The organism is Paenibacillus sp. DRB1-1 (genome assembly GCF_052119485.1).
Lineage (GTDB): Bacteria > Bacillota > Bacilli > Paenibacillales > Paenibacillaceae > Paenibacillus > Paenibacillus polymyxa_B.
Genome location: NZ_JBODQH010000001.1, coordinates 4,113,923 through 4,133,990 on the forward strand (window position 1 = coordinate 4,113,923; position 20,068 = coordinate 4,133,990).

Annotated in this window: 13 protein-coding genes; all 13 read left to right on the plus strand. The window is 46.3% G+C overall.

What is annotated here, in order from left to right:
* Nucleotides 1-247: 247 nt before the first annotated feature.
* The 13 genes from ACQW03_RS18570 to ACQW03_RS18630 all read left to right on the plus strand — a co-directional run bounded on the left by ACQW03_RS18570 (nucleotide 248) and on the right by ACQW03_RS18630 (nucleotide 20,048).
* Nucleotides 248-1,726, plus strand: coding sequence for a PTS mannitol transporter subunit IICB (locus ACQW03_RS18570; protein WP_076294372.1), 1,479 nt, complete (start codon nucleotides 248-250; stop codon nucleotides 1,724-1,726).
* 81 nt (nucleotides 1,727-1,807) lie between these two features.
* Nucleotides 1,808-3,886 (plus strand): BglG family transcription antiterminator, encoded by a 2,079-nt coding sequence (locus tag ACQW03_RS18575; protein ID WP_441951091.1) that lies wholly within the window; start codon nucleotides 1,808-1,810, stop codon nucleotides 3,884-3,886.
* Complete coding sequence (locus ACQW03_RS18580; protein WP_441951093.1) at nucleotides 3,883-4,317, plus strand: PTS sugar transporter subunit IIA; 435 nt, start codon at nucleotides 3,883-3,885, stop codon at nucleotides 4,315-4,317. Before ACQW03_RS18575 ends, ACQW03_RS18580 begins: the two co-directional genes overlap by 4 nt.
* Nucleotides 4,314-5,459: a mannitol-1-phosphate 5-dehydrogenase gene (locus ACQW03_RS18585; protein WP_441951095.1), complete on the plus strand. Its 1,146-nt coding sequence runs from the start codon at nucleotides 4,314-4,316 to the stop codon at nucleotides 5,457-5,459. Before ACQW03_RS18580 ends, ACQW03_RS18585 begins: the two co-directional genes overlap by 4 nt.
* A 214-nt stretch (nucleotides 5,460-5,673) precedes the next feature.
* Nucleotides 5,674-7,821 carry a DUF454 family protein gene (locus tag ACQW03_RS18590; protein ID WP_441951097.1) on the plus strand — a complete coding sequence of 716 codons (2,148 nt, stop codon included), beginning with the start codon at nucleotides 5,674-5,676 and terminating at the stop codon, nucleotides 7,819-7,821.
* Nucleotides 7,814-9,469 (plus strand): amino acid ABC transporter ATP-binding/permease protein, encoded by a 1,656-nt coding sequence (locus ACQW03_RS18595; protein ID WP_441951099.1) that lies wholly within the window; start codon nucleotides 7,814-7,816, stop codon nucleotides 9,467-9,469. The genes ACQW03_RS18590 and ACQW03_RS18595 overlap by 8 nt, the downstream gene beginning before the upstream one ends.
* Nucleotides 9,470-9,773: 304 nt before the next feature.
* A complete protein-coding gene (gene pulA / locus ACQW03_RS18600) occupies nucleotides 9,774-12,308 on the plus strand; it encodes a type I pullulanase (protein ID WP_441951101.1) in 2,535 nt (844 codons plus the stop codon).
* Between the two features lie 231 nt (nucleotides 12,309-12,539).
* Nucleotides 12,540-13,181, plus strand: a complete 642-nt coding sequence (locus tag ACQW03_RS18605; RefSeq protein ID WP_076294365.1) for a 50S ribosomal protein L25 — start codon at nucleotides 12,540-12,542, stop codon at nucleotides 13,179-13,181.
* Between the two features lie 284 nt (nucleotides 13,182-13,465).
* Complete coding sequence (locus ACQW03_RS18610) at nucleotides 13,466-14,962, plus strand: methyl-accepting chemotaxis protein (RefSeq protein ID WP_071642409.1); 1,497 nt, start codon at nucleotides 13,466-13,468, stop codon at nucleotides 14,960-14,962.
* A gap of 182 nt (nucleotides 14,963-15,144) precedes the next feature.
* A complete protein-coding gene (locus tag ACQW03_RS18615) occupies nucleotides 15,145-16,131 on the plus strand; it encodes a S66 family peptidase (RefSeq protein WP_441951104.1) in 987 nt (328 codons plus the stop codon).
* 50 nt (nucleotides 16,132-16,181) lie between these two features.
* Nucleotides 16,182-17,843, plus strand: a complete 1,662-nt coding sequence (locus ACQW03_RS18620) for a LytS/YhcK type 5TM receptor domain-containing protein (RefSeq protein WP_441951106.1) — start codon at nucleotides 16,182-16,184, stop codon at nucleotides 17,841-17,843.
* Complete coding sequence (locus ACQW03_RS18625) at nucleotides 17,840-18,604, plus strand: LytR/AlgR family response regulator transcription factor (RefSeq protein WP_322252129.1); 765 nt, start codon at nucleotides 17,840-17,842, stop codon at nucleotides 18,602-18,604. Before ACQW03_RS18620 ends, ACQW03_RS18625 begins: the two co-directional genes overlap by 4 nt.
* Before the next feature lie 190 nt (nucleotides 18,605-18,794).
* Entirely contained in the window at nucleotides 18,795-20,048 is a 1,254-nt protein-coding gene (locus ACQW03_RS18630) for an L-lactate MFS transporter (RefSeq protein WP_023989863.1), read from the plus strand.
* Nucleotides 20,049-20,068 lie beyond the last annotated feature (20 nt).

Sequence of the window (20,068 nt, forward strand, 5' to 3'; positions counted from 1 at the left end):
TAGAGGGTTGTCCCCATATAAGAATCATACATAATCCAGCACGGTTTTTCGACTAATTTCTATAGCTACAGGTCATATTAAGAAGAATTATGCAGGTATAATACCTTCCCGGATAATTTAAATTTAAATGTTGTCATCAACGTTCATGACGAAAGTACGTTTTCATTTCGTTGATGAAGATAGCGCTGTCATTTAGTATGAATTTTAAGAAAAGGTAGTGATGCTTACCTACAAGGAGGATTTGAATATGAGTACATTGGACGCAAAGCCAAGTTCAAAAGGAGGCACTCGTGTCGCCGTACAGCGTTTTGGCCGTTTTCTTAGCGGTATGGTTATGCCCAATATGGGAGCCTTTATTGCGTGGGGGCTGATTACGGCACTCTTTATTCCGACCGGATGGTTTCCAAACGAAGGTTTTGCACAATTGGTTGACCCGATGAAAAATTATTTGTTGCCGCTACTGATCGGTTATACAGGGGGCACGATGATTCACGGACAGCGTGGAGGTGTGATTGGTGCCATTATGACGATGGGTGTCATAGTGGGAGCCGATATCCCGATGTTCCTGGGCGCGATGGTAGCTGGTCCGCTGGCTGCGTGGATATTGAAGAAGTTCGACAAGGCCATTGAAGGCAAGGTCAGATCAGGCTTTGAAATGCTGGTCAATAACTTTTCGGCCGGGATTATCGGTGCCATTCTAGCACTGCTTGCCCATGTGGCGATCGGCCCGATTGTACAAATGATCAGTCAAATATTGTCGGCAGGGGTACAGTTCCTCGTGAACGCAGGGCTACTGCCGCTTGTCAACCTCATTATTGAGCCCGGAAAAGTATTATTTTTAAACAACGCGCTGAATCACGGAGTATTGAGTCCGATTGCGTTGGAGGAAGCTGCAAGAACAGGAAAATCCGTACTGTTCATGCTGGAATCTAACCCTGGGCCAGGGCTCGGTATTTTGCTGGCCTACTGCCTGTTCGGCAAAGGCACTGCGAAGTCGTCAGCTCCTGGCGCAGTCATCATTCATTTTTTCGGCGGGATTCATGAAATTTATTTCCCTTATATTTTGATGAAGCCGATTTTGATTCTTGCTGCTATAGCTGGGGGCGTTGTGGGAACCTTCTGTTTTATGTTGACAGGTGCCGGACTGGTTGCTGCTCCTTCACCGGGTAGCATCATCGCCTATTTTCTAATGACGCCAAAAGGCGGATATTTGCCAATGCTGAGCGGGGTGATCGCTGCTGCGGTCGTATCCTTTGCTGTTGCCGCAGTGTTACTCAAGACTAGTAAGCAAAAAGAAGAGGGGCTGGAGGAAGCTGCATCCCGCCTGAAAGATATGAAAAATCAAAGCAAGAGTGCAAGTGCTAACGCCACTGTAACGGAAGATAACCACGAATCTGATCGTGCTGCCGAGATTGCCGCAGATCGAACGCTCAAGGATAAATCCGAAGTGAACAAGATCGTCTTTTCCTGTGATGCAGGTATGGGTTCAAGCGCTATGGGCGCCTCGATTTTACGCAAAAAAATGAAGCAGGCGGGCGTAGGTGTGACAGTTACGAATACGGCAATCAGTGAAATTCCACAGGATGCGGATATTGTCATTACGCAAAAAACGTTGACAGACCGGGCTAAAACAGTAGCCCCGAATGCTGAGCACATTTCCATTGACAACTTTCTGAAGAGCCCTGAATACGAAGCGCTGGTTGAACGTCTGAAATCCGATTCTTAATCCCCGTCGTAGTCAGGCGGACTGTATGCAGTGTACGTCTCCTGCTGGAGGGATGAGCTTGGGAAGGAACGGTATGCGCTTATGAATATTACGAAACGACAACGTGACATCGTGGAATATCTTCTGGAGCAGTCCAAAGAGGTTACAGCCGGGGAAATTGCCACGAAGATCAATGTCAGCACAAGGACGGTTCATCGGGAACTGGGAGCAGTCGAGCATTGGCTGGCAGCTCATGAGGTCAAGCTGGAGAAAAAGTCAGGGATTGGTATCTGTATAGATGCTGACCCAGCTCAGCTTGTATGCCTGCGAAGGCAATTGCTGCATACGAAGTCAGACGAATATTCGGCTGAGGAGAGAAAGATCGTGGTTCTCTGCATGCTGCTGGATACACGGGAGCCGATCAAGCTGCTGGCGCTGGCTTCAGACTTGAAAGTCACGGTAACTACGGTCAGTCATGATCTGGACGAATTACAAGGCTGGATTGGGGAACGGGGGCTCGTGCTTGTCCGCAGACGGGGGTACGGCGTCGAGATTACAGGACGGGAGACAGACAAAAGACGGGCGATTTCCGAGCTGGCTCTCGAATATTTGGATGAATCTGATCTGTTTTCAGTCCGAGAAGAACTTCGTTCTGTAACCCGTGTCGCCGACAAGTTACTGGAGATGATTGGCAGAGGGAACCTGCTGATTGTGGAAAAGGCCCTCTGGCAGCCCCATGAAAAATGGCTGGAAAACATGGTGGAAAGCAAATATATGGAGCTGCTGATTCAAATTTGCGTTTCGCTGGCACGTCTGCGACTCGGGTATGTTATGGATCCTCTTCCCTCATATTTAAAAACAGATTCAGATGAAAATATCATGCTTCGCACAGCTATGGTGGAACGCATATGCACGGAGTTGTCAGAGGCGCTGGATATTGAATTTCCAGAGCCGGAACGATCTTATCTCAGGCTACTGTTTCGTGATGCCGAGGATCACTCCACCCGGCTACTACCGCTGGATGATCTCGTACTGCTGGAATCGGTTCATGAGTTGATTCGTCGTGTGGAGGAAGAGACAGGCACGCCATTGGAAGAGGACCGTGTTCTGCGTGAAGGACTGATTGCCCACATGGCCCCGGTGTTCAAACGTTTGAAGGAAGGCAGGTCGATTCGTAACCCCCTCCTTCAGCAAATACGTAAGGACTACAGCAGCTTATTCGACTCAGTGAAAAAGGCTGCAGCGGACATGACAGAAATGAAAGTGCCAGATGAAGAGATCGGATTTCTCGTCATGCATTTCGGCGCTTCGCTGGAGCGGCTACGACAATTGCGGCGGGAGGTGCGGGCCATCGTAGTCTGCACGAGCGGCATTGGATCATCCAGACTTCTGGCAACAAGGCTCGCCAAAGAGCTGCCACAAATCAAAATTGTGGATAGGGCTTCATGGTACGAGGCGGCGCGGCTTCCCAAGGAGGATTATGATCTGATCATTTCGACAGTAGAGCTACCGCTTGAACCGGATCGGTATCTTAAGATCAGCCCGTTGCTGACGCAGGAGGAGAGTGATCGCCTGCGTCAATTCATCCAGCATATTACACTCAATCATCCCAATGACCATCAGCAGGAACAGGCTGTTCAGCCTGGTCAGGATATGGAGTGGCTTACCGGTCTGCGGAAAAGTCTCGAGGAAATTGTACACATTGTACAGCAATTTCAAGTGTATCCACTGGAAAATCAGGGGATGGATATGGCGGCGACCGTAGAGGCTATATGCATGTTGGAGGCGGGGCGGGGAAATGTTACAGAGCCTTCTGCGGTTGCTGCACAGCTCATGGAAAGAGAACGCCAAGGTAGTCAGGTGATCTCTGATACCTCCATTGCTTTAGTTCATACGCGCAGCCACTATATTCGCAAGCCTTCGCTTACCTTGTATAAGCTGGCAGAACCGCTGTTGGCGGATACAGACGAACAAGTAGAATGCGTGCTGCTCATGTTGGGACCTCGTGAGTTGCCGAGAGAAAGCTTGGAGGTATTGAGCGAGATTAGTGCATTACTCTTGCAGGAAGATATGGTTACGCTACTGGAACACGGTAGCAGGGATCATATTGTCAATTATATATCGAGTGAACTAGCTGAATTTTTCCACAGTAAATTAGGGACAGGGAGGAACCTACCGTGAGTATTATGACGATAGACAAAGTGAAAATGAACGCAACCGCCAAAGACAAATATGAGGCGATTCGTATGGCTGGACAAATCCTGCTGGATGCAGGACATATTTCAAGTGAGTACATTGACAGGATGCTGGAACGCGAGGAGATCGTGTCCACCTATATCGGGAACGGGCTGGCTATTCCACATGGCACCAAGGAATCCAAGATGTTTATTCAATCCACAGGCATCTCCATCGTTCAGTTTCCGCAAGGCATAGATTTTGGGGAAGAAAAAGCATACATGGTAATCGGCATTGCAGCACAAGGCGGCGATCATATGGAGATTTTGACGAGTATCGCTGTGGTGTGTGCGGAGGAAGAAAATATGGATAAACTTCGCAACGCGGTGACCCCACAGGAAATTATAGATCTGTTCGAAAGTGAGATGGAACTATGAGAGCCGTCCACTTTGGAGCAGGAAATATCGGTCGCGGGTTTATCGGATTGATTCTGTCGCGTGCAGGCTATGAGGTTGTCTTTTCAGATGTCAACGACACCCTTGTATCCGAGTTACGTCGTCGTAAACAATACACCGTAGAGTTAGCCAATGATACAAAGGATACGGAGCTGGTCACGAATGTGACGGCGATTGACGGCAAGGATGCAGCGGCTGTAGCCGATGCGGTAGACCACGCTGATCTGGTAACGACCGCAGTAGGGGTCAGCATCCTCAAGCACATAGCAGCAGGCATTGCGGAGGGAATCAAGCGGCGGGTAGAGCGAGGAGCAAGGCCGCTGCATGTGATTGCCTGTGAAAATGCAATCGGAGGCAGCGCCCAACTGAAAGAGCATGTTTTTGCCCTATTGGATGAGGCGACCCGTGCCAAGGCTGAGGTTTCGGTGTATTTTCCAAATGCTGCTGTAGACCGGATTGTGCCGATCCAGCACCACGAGGACCCGTTACATGTACAGGTAGAGCCTTTTTACGAGTGGGTGGTGGATCGTTCGCAAATGGCACCTGAGCATGAAGAAATCGAAGGTATCCTGTACGTGCAGGATCTAGAGCCTTACATTGAACGAAAGCTGTTCACGGTGAATACGGGGCATTGCGTGGCAGCCTATCTTGGTTATAACGCAGGTTATGCTACCATTCAGGAGGCTATGAAGGATAGCGAGGTGGTGGATTCGATACAAGGGTCACTAGAGGAGACAGGAGCAGTGCTTGTGAAGCGCTTCAGTTTGGATCAAGGGGAGCATAAGAAGTACATCTCTAAAATTTTGGATCGCTTCCGCAACCCTAATCTGACAGACGATGTTACTCGGGTCGGACGTTCACCGTTGCGTAAGCTGTCTCCCAATGACCGTCTTGTGCGTCCCGCGCTGCAAGCGCAGGAGTATGGCATCCCGACGGATCATCTGGCGTTAGGTATGGCGGCTGCCTGTAAATTTGATATTACGGAGGACCCCGAGGCAGTCGAGCTTCAGCAGGTGATCCGCAGTGAGGGACTGGGTGTGGCGCTAACGCGTTATACTTCCATAACCGCAGATCACCCGTTACATCGGCAGATATTGGAGCAATATGATATTATAAATTCATAAAACAACGAATTATAAACATCTTCTCTCGAAAATCCTCTTAAAGACAAAGCATCGACATCAACACTAACGTGTTCTGTAGAGATGTGCTTCAAGAGGATTTTTATATGCGTGATTTACATCACATAACAACCTGCTTAAATTGTTTATATTGATAATGATTATCATTATCTATAAAATGAAATCATTACTATTATAACTATTAGGGAGGATTATAGTGAAACCGATCTATATTACCTTAGGGTTTTTATTTTTGGCGCTTGGAGTTATTGGTGTAGTGCTACCGTTGCTACCGACTACACCGTTTCTACTGCTAGCGACCTTTTTCTTTATGCGGGGGTCCGAAAGGATTCACCAGTGGTTTTCGAATACCTCTCTGTACCAAAAGCATCTAGAGAGTTTTGTGCAAACAAGGTCGTTGAAGTTGTCTACGAAAATCACGACATTGGGCTTAGCGTCAGCGATGCTGATTACAGGCTTTATTTTCACCCCTAATGTGTGGGGCAGAACGCTCATCGTCTTGGTCATCCTTTTTAAATATTATTATTTTATATTCCGAATCGGAACAGTGAGAAAAGCTGCAGCAGAAAAAACGTCTTCACCTGCACCTACTCTGAAAAAAAGGTCTAAAATGGTCGACAGCCGTCTGCTCGGTCTAGTGGAACATTCTCGGAAATATATCGTATTGGGTGTGCTTGTGCAGTGGATCGGTCTTTTGGGGAGTATAGCTGCTGTGTTGTCTATGGCCTTTGTTATGCAGCAGGCATGGGAAGGACAAGTGACTCGCAAGCTGATTCTATCTATGACGGTCATTGTTATTGCTGCTATTGCAATTCGCTGTCTGAGCAATTATGCAGCCAGTATGTTATCCTATCGTGCTTCGGTAAATGCTAAAAAAACGCTGCGCTCGCAAATTTACGGCAAGTTGCTCAAAATGGGACCCGCATATACAGATCATACCTCCACCTCGGGGGTTATACAGGTTGCTGTAGAAGGGGTAGAGCAGCTTGAAACCTATTTCGGTAGATACATGCCTCAGCTATTTTACAGTCTGCTTGCCCCCGTAACGTTATTCATCACCCTCTCTTTTGTCAGCTTCAAAGCAGCCATTATACTATTGATCTGCGTTCCCTTAATTCCGGTGTCGATCATTGTCATTATGAGGATGGCTAAAAAGCTGTTTCGGAAATATTGGGGCAGCTACGTCAATCTGGGTCACAGCTTTTTGGAGAATGTACAAGGACTGACTACGCTCAAAATGTACGGGACAGATCAGGATAAACATCAGGAAATGAACACAGCAGCTGAGGATTTTCGCAAAATGACGATGAAAGTGCTGACAATGCAGCTTAACTCCGTGGCCATTATGGATCTTATCGCATTTGGTGGTGCCGCTGCGGGTGTACTGGTCGCGGTAAGCGAATATTCTTCAGGCCATATTGGCTTGGCGGGAGCAATCATCATTGTTTTGCTGTCGGCAGAATTTTTCATTCCTCTGCGTCTGCTGGGTTCTTACTTTCATATCGCTATGAACGGAATGGCAGCAAGCGACAAAATATTTCAAATGTTGAGTACTGAGGATCTTATACAAGGACAAGAAAGCATAGAAAACACAGATATTCGACTGGAACAGGTGAGTTTCGCCTACGACGAAAGAGATACCTTACGAAATATATCCATGGATATTCCCCAGGGCAGCTTTGTTTCAATTGTTGGGGAATCAGGCTCTGGTAAAAGTACGGTAGCCGGATTGATCGTTGGGCATCACGAGGGGTATCGAGGAAGTTTGACGATTGGAGGAACCGAACTTACCGATATTTCGGAAGAAAGCCGCATGCGTCACATGACCTGGATCGGTTTTAACAGCTATATTTTTAAAGGCACAGTGGAAGCGAATTTAAAAATGGGCAATGAGCACGCGGATGAGCAACAAATGCTGGAAGCTTTGCGACAAGTGAAGCTGTATGATTTTATCCTTTCAGAAGGAGGACTGGAAGCAGAACTGGAAGAGCAGGGAGCGAATCTGTCAGGAGGACAGCGCCAACGGCTAGCACTAGCCAGAGCATTGCTGCATGATAGTCGTGTGTACATTTTTGACGAGGCCACCTCTAACATTGACAGTGAAAGTGAGGAAGGCATTATGGAGGTTATACATGCGCTGGCAGGTCAAAAAACAGTGATTCTTATCTCTCACAGACTGGAAAATGTAGTTCAATCCGACTGTATCTATGTACTGCAAAACGGTTTGGTGGCAGAATCGGGAACGCATTATGAGCTGTTGAGCCAGCAGGGACATTATGCAGAGATGTATCTCAGTCAACACCGGGTAGAGCAGTTTGTAAAAGGAGGGGCTGTATATGCGTAGACACGGATTACGGATCATGGGCCAATTATTGGTATTGGCGGGGCCTCTTTTACCTGTGCTGCTCATCACGATTGTTACAGGAGTGCTTGGTTTTGTTTGTGCTATTGGCATTATAGTGTTTGGAGCCCTAGCTCTGCTTACAGCAACGGGCATCACTACAGGCTACACCATGTCGTTTTTGCTGACGACGATTGTCGTTTGTGCTGTACTGCGCGGCGTATTCCGTTATGGCGAGCAAATGAGTGGTCATTATCTCGCTTTCAAGCTGCTGGCTGTACTGCGTGATAAGGTACTTCAAGCCCTGCGCAGACTCGCTCCAGCCAAATTGGAAGGCAAGGACAAGGGGAATCTGATTTCACTCATTACGAGTGATATTGAGCTACTGGAAGTATTTTATGCGCATACGATAGCGCCTGTTATGATCGGCATCATCACTTCACTACTCATGGTGTTTTTTATCGGTTCTTATGAGCCTCTGCTAGCCTGGCTTGCTGCGCTTGCTTACCTAACTGTCGGTTTATTTATTCCCTTAATCACGTCACGTATGGGCAAACGTCAAGGGATGGAATACCGAAGCAGCTTTGGCAAGCTGAGCAGTTATTTTTTGGACAGCTTACGGGGTATGAAGGAAATTGTGCAATATGGGCAAGGAGAACAACGTTTGAATGAGATTAACCGTCGTACGGATCAATTAGATGCCAAGCAGAAGGACTTGAAGCATCATGAAGGTATCACAAGAGCCATCACAGATGCGGCTGTAGTTGGATTCTCATTCTTGATGCTGCTGGCTGGATTGTACGGTATATCTAATGGACAGGTTGACTTTACAGGTATGCTAATTTCTGTCATTGCCCTGTTTAGTTCATTTGGTCCGGTCGTCGCGCTGAGCAATTTGTCCAACAATTTGCTTCAAACGCTGGCGAGCGGGGAACGAGTATTGAGTCTATTGGAGGAAACCCCGGAGGTAGAGGAAAATATCGAAGGGATAAGTGTTGCCTTTACTGGGGCACAAGTAGACAAGGTGACTTTTGCATACGATGGTCAAACGGTGCTGAATGATGTAAGTCTCACGATACCGCATAAGCGGATTTTAGGCATTCAGGGTAAAAGCGGCTCTGGCAAGTCTACGCTGCTGAAGTTGCTGATGCGATTTAGGGACCCGCAGCAAGGTGAAATTTTGCTATCCGGGCACGATTTGAAGGAAATTGGAACCCGACATGTGAGAGGCTTACAGAGCTATGTAGACCAGCATACGTTCCTGTTTGATGATTCAATTGCAGCTAACATCAAAATCGGAAAGCCTGATGCTACACATGAGCAGGTGGTGGAAGCAGCACGTAAGGCATCCGTGCACGATTTTATTATGACCTTGCCTCAAGGGTATGATAGCCGAGTTGGAGAATTGGGGGACAGGCTGTCCGGTGGAGAACGTCAACGCTTGGGACTGTCCAGAGCCTTTGTCCATAATGCTCCTCTCTTACTGCTCGACGAGCCTACCAGCAATTTGGACAGCCTGAACGAGGCAATTATTTTAAAATCGTTAAAGGAACAGCAGCAAGATAAAACGGTTGTCCTTGTTTCGCACCGAAGTTCTACCATGCGGATTGCTGACGATATTTTTGAAATGGATAACCGTAGATTGTCCTGACTTTTCTAACGTGTTTTTTAACGTACTTATTTAGCAATAAGTGATGAAATCTAGGAAATTATTGTTATACCTTGAGGGCAAAAGCTGTAGCCTGTTCATGGTTTTGTCATAAAATGGAGTGTGCGTTGAAATGGAAGCGTCATCCTTATTTAAATCATCCAGCTTTTCAAGCTTGTCTTATTTTGATAGCCTATTAGGTGAAGATTTTACAAAATCCTGAGGTATATTGACAAGTCATAAACATCATAAATGATGGATGAACAGAGGCTGTAAGCCGATGTACAGAAATGGGTGGTGAACAGGAATGTCAGATTTCAATCAGCTCAAAGAGCTTGAGCACACAACATATCCTATATATGAAGGCTATGATTTGGGTCTTACTTATACGCCTGCGGGCAGCAAGTTCAAGGTATGGGCACCGACTGCGCAGCAGGTCCATATAGCGTTGTATAACGATGCGGGGGTGTACGATCAGGAGGGGAACGTTCAGGAGCACGGCGGTGGTCAGGAATTTCTCATGAGCCGTGATGATCAAGGTGTATGGTCTATAGAGCTGGAAGGGGACTGGAACAAATATTATTACATGTACAGGCTGGAGTGGGCGGACAACACCATTCATTACGCTGCTGATCCATATGCCACAGGGGTATCAGCCAACGGGCAGCGTACAGCGATCATTGATTTGGCTCAAACCAACCCGGACGGATGGGAATTGGATGCGGGGCCTACACTTAAGCGGCCGACAGATGCCATTCTTTATGAGCTTCATGTACGTGATTTTTCGATGGATACCCATTTTAATACGGGGAAAAAAGACTTATCTGCTGCTCAGGGACGGTTTGAGGCCTTTACGTATACGGGATTGAAGGATACTGAGGGGAACAGCATCGGGCTGGATCATCTGCTGGAGCTGGGCATTACACATGTTCATTTGCTTCCAGTAGCTGATTTTCATACGGTGAATGACTTTGCGGAATTAGATACTGAATATAACTGGGGCTATGATCCGCAGCATTATAATGTGCCGGAGGGGTCTTATTCTTCCAATCCGGCTGATCCGGAGACACGCATACGAGAGCTGAAACTGCTGGTACAGTCTTTGCATACTGCCGGCATCGGTGTCATTATGGACGTTGTGTACAACCATACTTATTCGGTGGAACAGGGGCCATTTGAGCCTGTTGTACCTGGATATTATTACCGAACAGATGAACAAGGGCAGCTCACCAATGGATCAGGTGTAGGTAATGAGGTGGCAACCGAACGCCCGATGGTGCGCAAGTATATCAAAGATTCACTACGCTATTGGGCAGAGGAATATCATATAGACGGCTTTCGATTTGATCTGATGGGTCTGATTGATACCCCAACCGTGGTGCAGCTTACGCAAGAACTTCGCTCTGAAGTGCGTTCGGATCTGCTTATCTATGGTGAGCCTTGGACGGGAGGAGAATCTCCGCAACCCTTGCTTACACTAAAAGGAACGCAACGGGACAAAGGCTTTGCTGTTTTTAACGACAACTACCGTTCTGCTATTAAGGGGGATAGCGACGGTACTGGGAGTGGGTTTGCCACGGGGGCAGAACATCAGGAGGAACAGGTGCTCAAAGGTGCTTTTGGGGCGATTCATGATTTCACAGCTCAGCCATCAGAGACCGTCAATTATGTAACTGCCCACGATAATCTCAATCTGTGGGATAAAATTTTGACGGTAAGACAATTGCGGGAGCACTGTCGTTTTCCACAATGGGAGCAGGGGAAGCCACAGGATGGGAGGACACCTGAACAAGCTGTTGCCGAAGCAGACCCGTATTGGGAACTGGATGAAAATAACTTGCTAGAGGACGAAACCGTACGCAAGTCCCTGTTATCTAACGGCATGGTACTCACATCTCAAGGTATTCCTTTTATTCATGCAGGGGATGAACTGCTGCGCTCCAAATGTGGAGACCATAATAGCTACCGAAGCTCAGATGTAGTCAATGCCATCCGTTGGGATAACAAGGCGAGGTTTCGCCCAGTGTTTGATTACTACCAAGGCTTAATTGCTTTGCGACGCAGCCACCCGGCATTCCGAATGGATCATCGTGAGCTTGTGGAGCAGCACATGGAAGTGCTGCAAAGCAGTGGGCATGTGGTGGCTTTTGCTTTGAGGCACCATGCTAACGGCGATGCCTGGAATCATATTGTGGTGATTTATAACGGCTCGGATGCAGAGCAGACGATAGCATTGCCTGCGGAATCGGATCGTTGGCATGTGGTCGTGGATGCACACGGGGCTGGTAATGAGACACGGTATGAAGTCGTAGGCCATCGTGTAACCGTATCACGCTGGTCGATGATGGTGTTATATGATCAGGAAGAACCTGCACGAGTCTCATTTGTGATTGAACAAGATCAGGCTAATCGTCAGGCGGAGAACGAATTGGAAGACTCGGATGAGGCAACAGATCAAGAAATTGCAGGTACAGCCATAGCGTTGACAGATGTCCAGCTTGGAAACGATAGTGAAGTCGCCCCATTTCGCACGATTGAACTGATCTATGAGCGTGCGGATCGGCAATACACTGGCTGGAACCTATGGGTATGGGGAACGGGGCACCGCGACGGACATGTCGAATTCCGTGATTTGGATGATGGTCGTGCAGTAGCGCGTATTCAGGTGGCCCCTGATATACAGCGAATCGGCTACATTGTCCGGCTTAATCACTGGGATGCCAAGGATGTTGAGGCAGATCGATATATTGATATAGACCCGAACCAGTCTGTGATGCAGGTATTGATTCATAGTGGCAGAGAAGAATATTTGCTACTGGTAAATGATAATCGGGCCGGATAGACTTGTATGCTTGGTCGCTATATATACGAAAGTAGCATTTTTCGATCATTTCGAAAAATGCTATTTTTTTATGCAAACGTGTGTCAGTTTCAGAAAAAAGGGGTAAAATAGAATTATGGACTTGTTTAGTTTTGCCAGCTTGCTGGCTTATATCCTGTAGTACGACTGGTAAACAGGCAAGATTCTTGGAGGAAAATCATTTGTAAGGTAACCTGAAGGAGGTTGTATATCATGAGTTCTAATGGAGGAAGTATTCAACTGACCGCCCAGCCGAGAACAGAGAAGAAGGGTTCGGCTATTCGTGAATTGAGGTTAAAAGGACGGATTCCAGCTGTGGTTTACGGCTCTGAGCTTGAAGGAACCCCTGTACATGTCGATGCCAAGGAATTTAATAAAGTAGTCAGAACCGGACGTTCAGAGGTGTTCAACCTTACTGTTGAGGGTGGAGAAACCATTCCAGTTATTATTAAAGATTATCAACAGCGTGACAACCAGTGGTTGCATGCCGATTTTTTGAAAATTGCCAAAAACAAACCGCTTCGCGTGCGTGTTTCTATTGATTATCAGGGTACACCTGCAGGTACAAAAACAGGCGGTATTCTGCAAGTTCAGGAAACGGAAGTTGAAGTCGAAGGTCTTCCGGCTGATTTGCCATCTACTATTGAGGTGGATGTATCCGCGCTTGATGTTGGCGACAAGCTGAGCGCTAGCGACTTGAAACTCCCTAAAGGAGTAACACTGCACGTCCCTGAAGAAGAACTGCTTGCTTCTATTATCGTTCCGCGTGCAGTTGAAGTGGAAAATGCTGCTGTGGAAGGTGATGCAGCGGCAACCGAAGGGGCTAAAGAGGCTTCCGAAAACAAGGAATCCTAATATTATTAGTGGGTACATGAACCTTTTCCCATTGCAGAAGATCGTCAAAAATGAATTCAAATCGCTCCCTACTAGGGGGGCGATTTTTTGCATTCATTTAATTACACTTACACACTCATTCCCTTTAAAAAGTTGTCCTGTTGTGATTTGGTGTTTAAAAGGGAATGTGGTGTTTGTACGATTTTCATTCAATACGCGTTCTGATATGACGATATATATAGTATGGCATTTACATTTTTATTTTATAAATACCTAATATATATCTAAGGAGCGCGTACACAATCATGGACAGAACGAATGAATTGTTGTGGCAAAGAAACAAATTGGTGATCATTATTTTTTGGATTATGGCCTTGAGCGGCATCGTCCCGGCATTATCTAATCCCTCGATGTGGGTATCTAATGGTGTAGGATTTGTAGTCGCGGCAGTTTTAACGATCCTGAATATGAAAAAGAAAGGAATCCGCCTTATTCCGTGGATTACTACTTTTTTTAGCGTATTAATGTGTATATTTTTGAACTTATCTAGCGTCGAGGTAGTGACCACCATATTAATTTGCTCTTTGTTTTTGCTGTATCCGTCTTACCGATATTTTCTGGTAGCTATGACCTTAAATCTCTGTAATATTTTTGTGCAAATAACAATCGGTACGCCCCCAGTTCCCCCAGCTACCGGTTCTTTGCGCTATGTGCATGAGTTTATTATTGTTTTACTCATTGGTTTGCTACTGTTAGTGGTATCGGTGTTAAATCAAAAGCAGTTTAAGAAAAGTGAAGAGCAAAATAAAGATATCGATGCTACAAGGCAACGAATTGAATTTCTGTTTGAGCAAGTTAAACAAGCAGTGGCTGGATTGCATAACTTTACAGAACGATTCAGGAATCAAGTGGATGCTACGGGCAGCGTGACGAATGAAGTCGCTATCGGATTTCAGGAGGTTGCCAAAGGGGTAGAAATGCAAGCTTCGAATATCACCGAGGTTACGGATAACTTGGCCCAATCTGACAGGCACGTGCGAGAGGTAGCTGATCATTCCCGAGAACTGAAGCAGCTTTCCGAAGATACGAAAAATGCCGGGGACAGAGGGAGCAGTCAACTGCTGGCATTAACGTCTCAAATCAAGGATTTGGGTCAGGTCATGAGTCGTACCAAAGAAGAACTGGACGAGTTTAAAGTACAAAGTGATAGCATGTCTGCCATGCTTAAAGATATTACTCAAATCTCAAAACAAACTAATTTGCTGTCCTTGAATGCATCCATTGAGGCCGCCAGAGCGGGAGAGCATGGAAAAGGATTTGCCATCGTAGCTGGAGAAGTGCGTAATTTGGCTGAAATGGTAGGGAACACCTCGGTGGCGATGGAAGGTATCTTGACTCAACTGAGAACTCAGATGGATTCTGTCGTTAACCAATTTGATATGGGACAGCAAAGGCTACAGCAAAGTATGGAATCGGCACATTCGACCGAAATTGTACTGGAGGATATCCTGCAAAATGCCAATAAAGTGCTGCAGCAGGCCGTAGATGTGGAAAACAGTACGAATAGCATGCAGCAATACTCATCTCAGGTTGTTCAAGAAATGACGGAATTTTCAAGTGTAACGGAACAAGCGAGTGCAGCGTCAGAACAAATTTTGGCTGGAGTAGAGGAGCAACGAAATATAACTTCCAATATGGTGACCGGGTTTAGTGAGCTGGAGGCGTTGATTATTCAATTAAAAGAACTGGTACATGATCAGAAGGAGGACAACATTTCTACCGAAATCAGCAAAAGCAAATAACCGAAATGCTTCATTATCGGACTAGAGATCCGGGGATTATCGCTATCTAGCGGTAGTCTCCGGTTTTTTACTGCGTTTGAAGAAGGGAAATGAAGATGGGATTTTTAGAAGCTATAATTAGATGGAAGTTGATGGTATAATTTGTGGCAGTTTAAATGCTTTGTAACTAAGGGGGGATGACCATGATCATAGGAAAGCAAGCACCCAAATTAAAAGCTGGAGACGAGATACGCATTCTTTCGCCGTCCAGAAGCTTGTCTATCGTTTCTGAGGAAAATCGCTTGATTGCCCAGCAAAGACTGGAGGAGCTAGGGTTTAAAGTGAGTTTTTCGCAACATGTGCTGGAAAATGATGATTTTACATCTTCCTCAATAGAGTTCAGAGTCGCAGACTTGCACGAAGCTTTTGTCGATCCAAAGGTAAAGGGCATCCTGACTTCAATTGGGGGCTATAATGCCAATCAGCTCCTTACCCATCTTGACTATGAACTGATTGCAGCTCATCCTAAACGATTATGTGGTTATTCGGATATAACAGCGTTAAGCCATGCGATTTATGCCAAAACGGGGCTTATCACGTATGCAGGACCTCATTTTTTGACGTTTGCCATGTTGCGAGGAAATGATTATACGACGGCGTATTTTCAAAGGTTGATGTTGGAAGGGGGTAGCATTCAAATTCAGTCTTCGTCGGAGTGGAGTGACGATACTTGGTATCTAGATCAGGATCAAAGAAGCTTTCACCGCAATGCGGGTCCGTATGCAATTCATGAAGGTGAAGCAACGGGTACGATTGTGGGCGGAAACTTGTGTACCCTGAATTTGTTGCAGGGGACTCCGTATATGCCGAGTCTGGAAGGAAGCATTCTATTTGTTGAGGATGATTACGAAAGCTCTCCCGCTACGTTTGATCGGGATTTGCAATCACTGTTGCACCAGCCTGAATTTGATCAGGTTAAGGGGATCATCATAGGACGATTTCAGCAGGCGTCGCATATGACAGAAGTCTTGCTGCGGCAAATCATTAGCTCGAAAAGAGAATTGGCCTCCATTCCAGTGATTGCAGATGCTGATTTTGGTCATACTACGCCGCAGTTTACATATCCGATTGGTGGGAAGGCTAGCATCCATGCCCATAATGGCAGGGTGAGTATTGAAATATGTGAATAATTAACACAACCTATTGTAGACATATCCATTTTTATTTGGGAGGAACGCAGGTGAACGCCTTGTTGGAAATGCTGATGCAGCTATTTGAGCGCGCAGCGTTGTTACTGATTTGTCTATTTTTTATTACACGTATCCCGCGGTTTAAGGAAACCTTGCAAAAGAACAGCCATTCTCCGGCAGAGCTGGCCATATTAACCTTGATTTTTTGTATGTTTGCGCTGATTGGTACGTACACCGGGATTGAAGTCGAAGGTTCGCTTGTTAACGTTCGAATCATTGCAATTATGGCGGGCGGTATTTTGTTCGGACCCTGGGTTGGGATCGTTACAGGTATTGTATCAGGTATTCACCGTTATCTAATTGATATCGGGGGAGTGACCTCGATTCCGTGTCTGATTACGAGTATTTTGGCAGGTGTGGTGTCAGGATACATCGGCCGCCGGGTCAACCGTTCCAAGAGATGGCTAGTCGGTATCGCCGCAGGTATGGTCTGCGAAGCATTAACGATGCTGCTCATTCTGGTGATGGCACAACCCCATAACCTTGGAGTGGACATCGTTTCTAAGATTGGTCTACCGATGATTGTCGGAGAAGTTAGTATCGGTTTAATCGTTCTGTTGATCCAGAGTGTGGAGGGGGAAAAGGAGAATATCGCGGCCAGACAGGCCAAGCTTGCACTGGATATTGCCAATAAGACGTTGCCTTATTTTCGCTCCATTAATACGGAATCCTTGCATACCATTTGTTCGATCATAAAAGAAGATATCAAGGCAGACGCGGTGGCAATTACGGATACCAGAGATGTGCTTGCCTATGTCGGTTTTGGCGAAGAGCGTTATCACATCGGAGATGAGATCATTAGCGATGTGACTAAATCGACGATCCGCAGCGGTAAAATTACGATCCGCAACCATATTGCAGACGATAAAACACCCCAAATCCAGTCTCTGCTCATTATCCCGTTAGAGGAGCGCGGAGAAGTAACCGGAACGTTGAAGATTTATTATCGCAAAGCTTATAAAATCACGTATCCGTTGCAGACGATGGCGATTGGCTTGTCTCAAATCATTTCCACGTTAATGGAAGTGTCACGTGTGGAGCAAATTAAGGAAGCCGCGAATAAAGCCGAGCTAAAGGCGCTCCAAACGAAAATTAATCCCCATTTTCTGTTTAACGCGCTGAACGCCATTGCCTCTACGACACGCACCAAGCCGGATAAGGCGCGAGAGTTGATCATTAATTTATCGGGCTATCTGCGCTATAATTTGGAACTAAATGATGATTTGATCGAAATTCATAAGGAGCTTCAGCAGGTGTCTGATTACGTAGAAATTGAAAAAGCACGCTTCGGCAACCGACTTCAGGTAGAGTATGTAATGGATGAGGTGTCTGTGCGTATTCCAAGTCTTATTATCCAGCCCCTGGTTGAGAATGCGATTAATCATGGAATTCTCAAGAAAAAAGGGTCAGGTACAGTAACCATTTCTGTAAAGGATCGTGGAGAAAAGGTGCGTATTTCTGTGGCAGATACCGGGGTAGGTATACGGGATGATGTTGTGGATAACCTGTATCATGATCGGGTTCCGGCTAAACAGATTGGCTTGTACAATGTGCACAGACGACTCAAGCTTATGTACGGCGAAGGAGTTATTATTCTGAAGCATGAGCCGGGCACCGAAGTTTATTTTGACATACCAAAGGAGAAGTCATGAAGGCCATAATTGTAGAAGACGAACTTCCGGCGCGTGAAGAGCTGGAGTATCTTATTCAGACTCATAGCAACATTGAGGTGACCGATAGTTTCGAGGATGGGCTAGATGTGTTTCGGTTTCTGCAAGATCAGGAGACGGACGCGATCTTTCTGGACATTAACATTCCTTCATTGGACGGGATGCTGCTGGCACAGAACATTAGCAAATTTGCCAAAAAGCCCTATATTATTTTTACAACCGCCTATAAAGAACATGCGGCGCAGGCTTTTGAACTGGAGGCGTTCGACTACATCCTCAAACCATATGATGAAAAACGGATCGCATCTATGCTGCGTAAGCTGGAAAATGCTTATGAGCAGCAGAACGTTCCAATACAGGAACCTGTTCAGACTGCGCAACCCCGAGCTGCTGAAGCCAGCGCCGTTGCTGCGCCAGGTCGTATTAATTTGCTGAAAAACGACAAAATCATTGTGACGGATGCGAACGATATTTACTATGCGTGTGCGCAGGAAAAGGTGACCCGTGTCTTTACAAGGCACGAAGAATATACGATGCCGATGAGCATTTCGGAATTTCATGCCCGGCTGCCGCAGCAGGACTTTTTCCGCTGTCACCGATCATACACGGTGAATTTGTCGCAGATCCGTGAAATTGTACCTTGGTTCAACCATACGTATCTCCTGCGTTTGCGTGGACTAGAAGCAGAGATTCCGGTGAGCCGTAGTAAAGCCAAGGAATTTCGGCAAATTATGCGACTTTAAAGGCATTTCATTCCGCTATATGTGCATTTCGTTCCTCAAACGATTTCTGGCTAACATGCAGGGTTATAATAATCCATGTAGAGAGAATCCTTACAGACTTGCTCCTCCACAGGCGCAAAGCGTACTGGATTCCCGGTTATTATGATCACAAATTGACGCTGTAGAGCCGGAATGAAAAGAGGAGATTGAAATGAAAACAAACAGCGGAAATCGTTGGCTTGTCGTACTTGGAACAATAATTGTCCAGATGGGATTAGGAACCATTTACACATGGAGTTTATTTAATCAACCGTTGGTGGACCGCTTTGGCTGGAATCTCAGTTCGGTTGCCATTACATTTTCAATTACCAGTTTTGCACTGGCGTTTGCTACATTATTCGCAGGCAAACTACAGGATAAATGGGGACTACGTCGTTTGATTTTGTGTGCAGGTGTCGTGTTAGGAGCAGGACTCATGCTCAGTTCGCAGGTAACATCGCTGTCCCTGCTTTACATTTTGGCGGGTATTGTCGTAGGTTTTGCGGATGGAACGGCATATATAACATCACTGTCGAATCTGATTAAATGGTTTCCTGAGAAAAAAGGACTTATTTCCGGTATTTCGGTTGGGGCATATGGAACAGGTAGTCTTATATTCAAGTATATCAATGGTTCGTTGATTCAGTCCGTTGGCGTATCACAAGCGTTTTTATATTGGGGAATGATCGTGCTGATCATGATTGTGGGTGGTTCTTTCCTGGTAAGAGAAGCTGTAGTCGTGAACAAGCCTTCGGTACAAAATGGGGTTGTACAACGGGACTACACCGTTAAAGAAATGCTGCGCACCAAGCAGGCATACCTGCTGTTCGTAATGTTCTTTACCGCTTGTATGAGTGGTCTCTACCTGATTGGAGTAGTCAAGGATATCGGCGTACGGATGGCCGGTCTAGATGTAGCAACAGCCGCTAATGCGGTCGCTATGGTCGCTATCTTCAACACGGCGGGTCGGATCATTTTAGGTGCGCTATCGGATAAAGTAGGTCGTCTGAAAGTAGTAGCGGGTGCTCTATTAACAACGGCGGTCGCAGTTACAGTGCTGAGTCTGGTACCGCTGAATTATGGTTTGTTCTTTGCCTGTGTAGCAGGAATTGCTTTTTGCTTCGGCGGCAACATTACAGTCTTTCCTGCCATCGTAGCTGATTTCTTCGGTCTGAAAAATCAAAGCAAAAACTATGGTATTGTGTATCAAGGCTTTGGCCTCGGTGCGCTGGCGGGGTCATTTATCGCAGCCTTGCTCGGCGGATTCATCCCTACCTTTACTACGATTGCTGTGCTGTGTGTCGTATCATTCCTAATTGCCCTCACCATTCGCACTCCAGAACAAGGTAAAGGCAAACTGCGCAGTGAACGGAAGAAAAATACCAACAGTGTGCGCAGCATGAAGCCCGGAACGAAACTGGGTTAAACAATTTGAGAAAAAAGAAC

Excerpts from the sequence above, each read along its gene's own strand:
- pulA (WP_441951101.1), top strand. The coding sequence starts at position 9,774 with ATGTCAGATTTCAATCAGCTCAAAGAGCTTGAGCACACAACATATCCT.
- ACQW03_RS18630 (WP_023989863.1), top strand. The coding sequence starts at position 18,795 with ATGAAAACAAACAGCGGAAATCGTTGGCTTGTCGTACTTGGAACAATA.
- ACQW03_RS18570 (WP_076294372.1), top strand. The coding sequence starts at position 248 with ATGAGTACATTGGACGCAAAGCCAAGTTCAAAAGGAGGCACTCGTGTC.
- ACQW03_RS18615 (WP_441951104.1), top strand. The coding sequence starts at position 15,145 with ATGATCATAGGAAAGCAAGCACCCAAATTAAAAGCTGGAGACGAGATA.
- ACQW03_RS18575 (WP_441951091.1), top strand. The coding sequence starts at position 1,808 with ATGAATATTACGAAACGACAACGTGACATCGTGGAATATCTTCTGGAG.
- ACQW03_RS18595 (WP_441951099.1), top strand. The coding sequence starts at position 7,814 with ATGCGTAGACACGGATTACGGATCATGGGCCAATTATTGGTATTGGCG.
- ACQW03_RS18585 (WP_441951095.1), top strand. The coding sequence starts at position 4,314 with ATGAGAGCCGTCCACTTTGGAGCAGGAAATATCGGTCGCGGGTTTATC.
- ACQW03_RS18605 (WP_076294365.1), top strand. The coding sequence starts at position 12,540 with ATGAGTTCTAATGGAGGAAGTATTCAACTGACCGCCCAGCCGAGAACA.
- ACQW03_RS18625 (WP_322252129.1), top strand. The coding sequence starts at position 17,840 with ATGAAGGCCATAATTGTAGAAGACGAACTTCCGGCGCGTGAAGAGCTG.
- ACQW03_RS18610 (WP_071642409.1), top strand. The coding sequence starts at position 13,466 with ATGGACAGAACGAATGAATTGTTGTGGCAAAGAAACAAATTGGTGATC.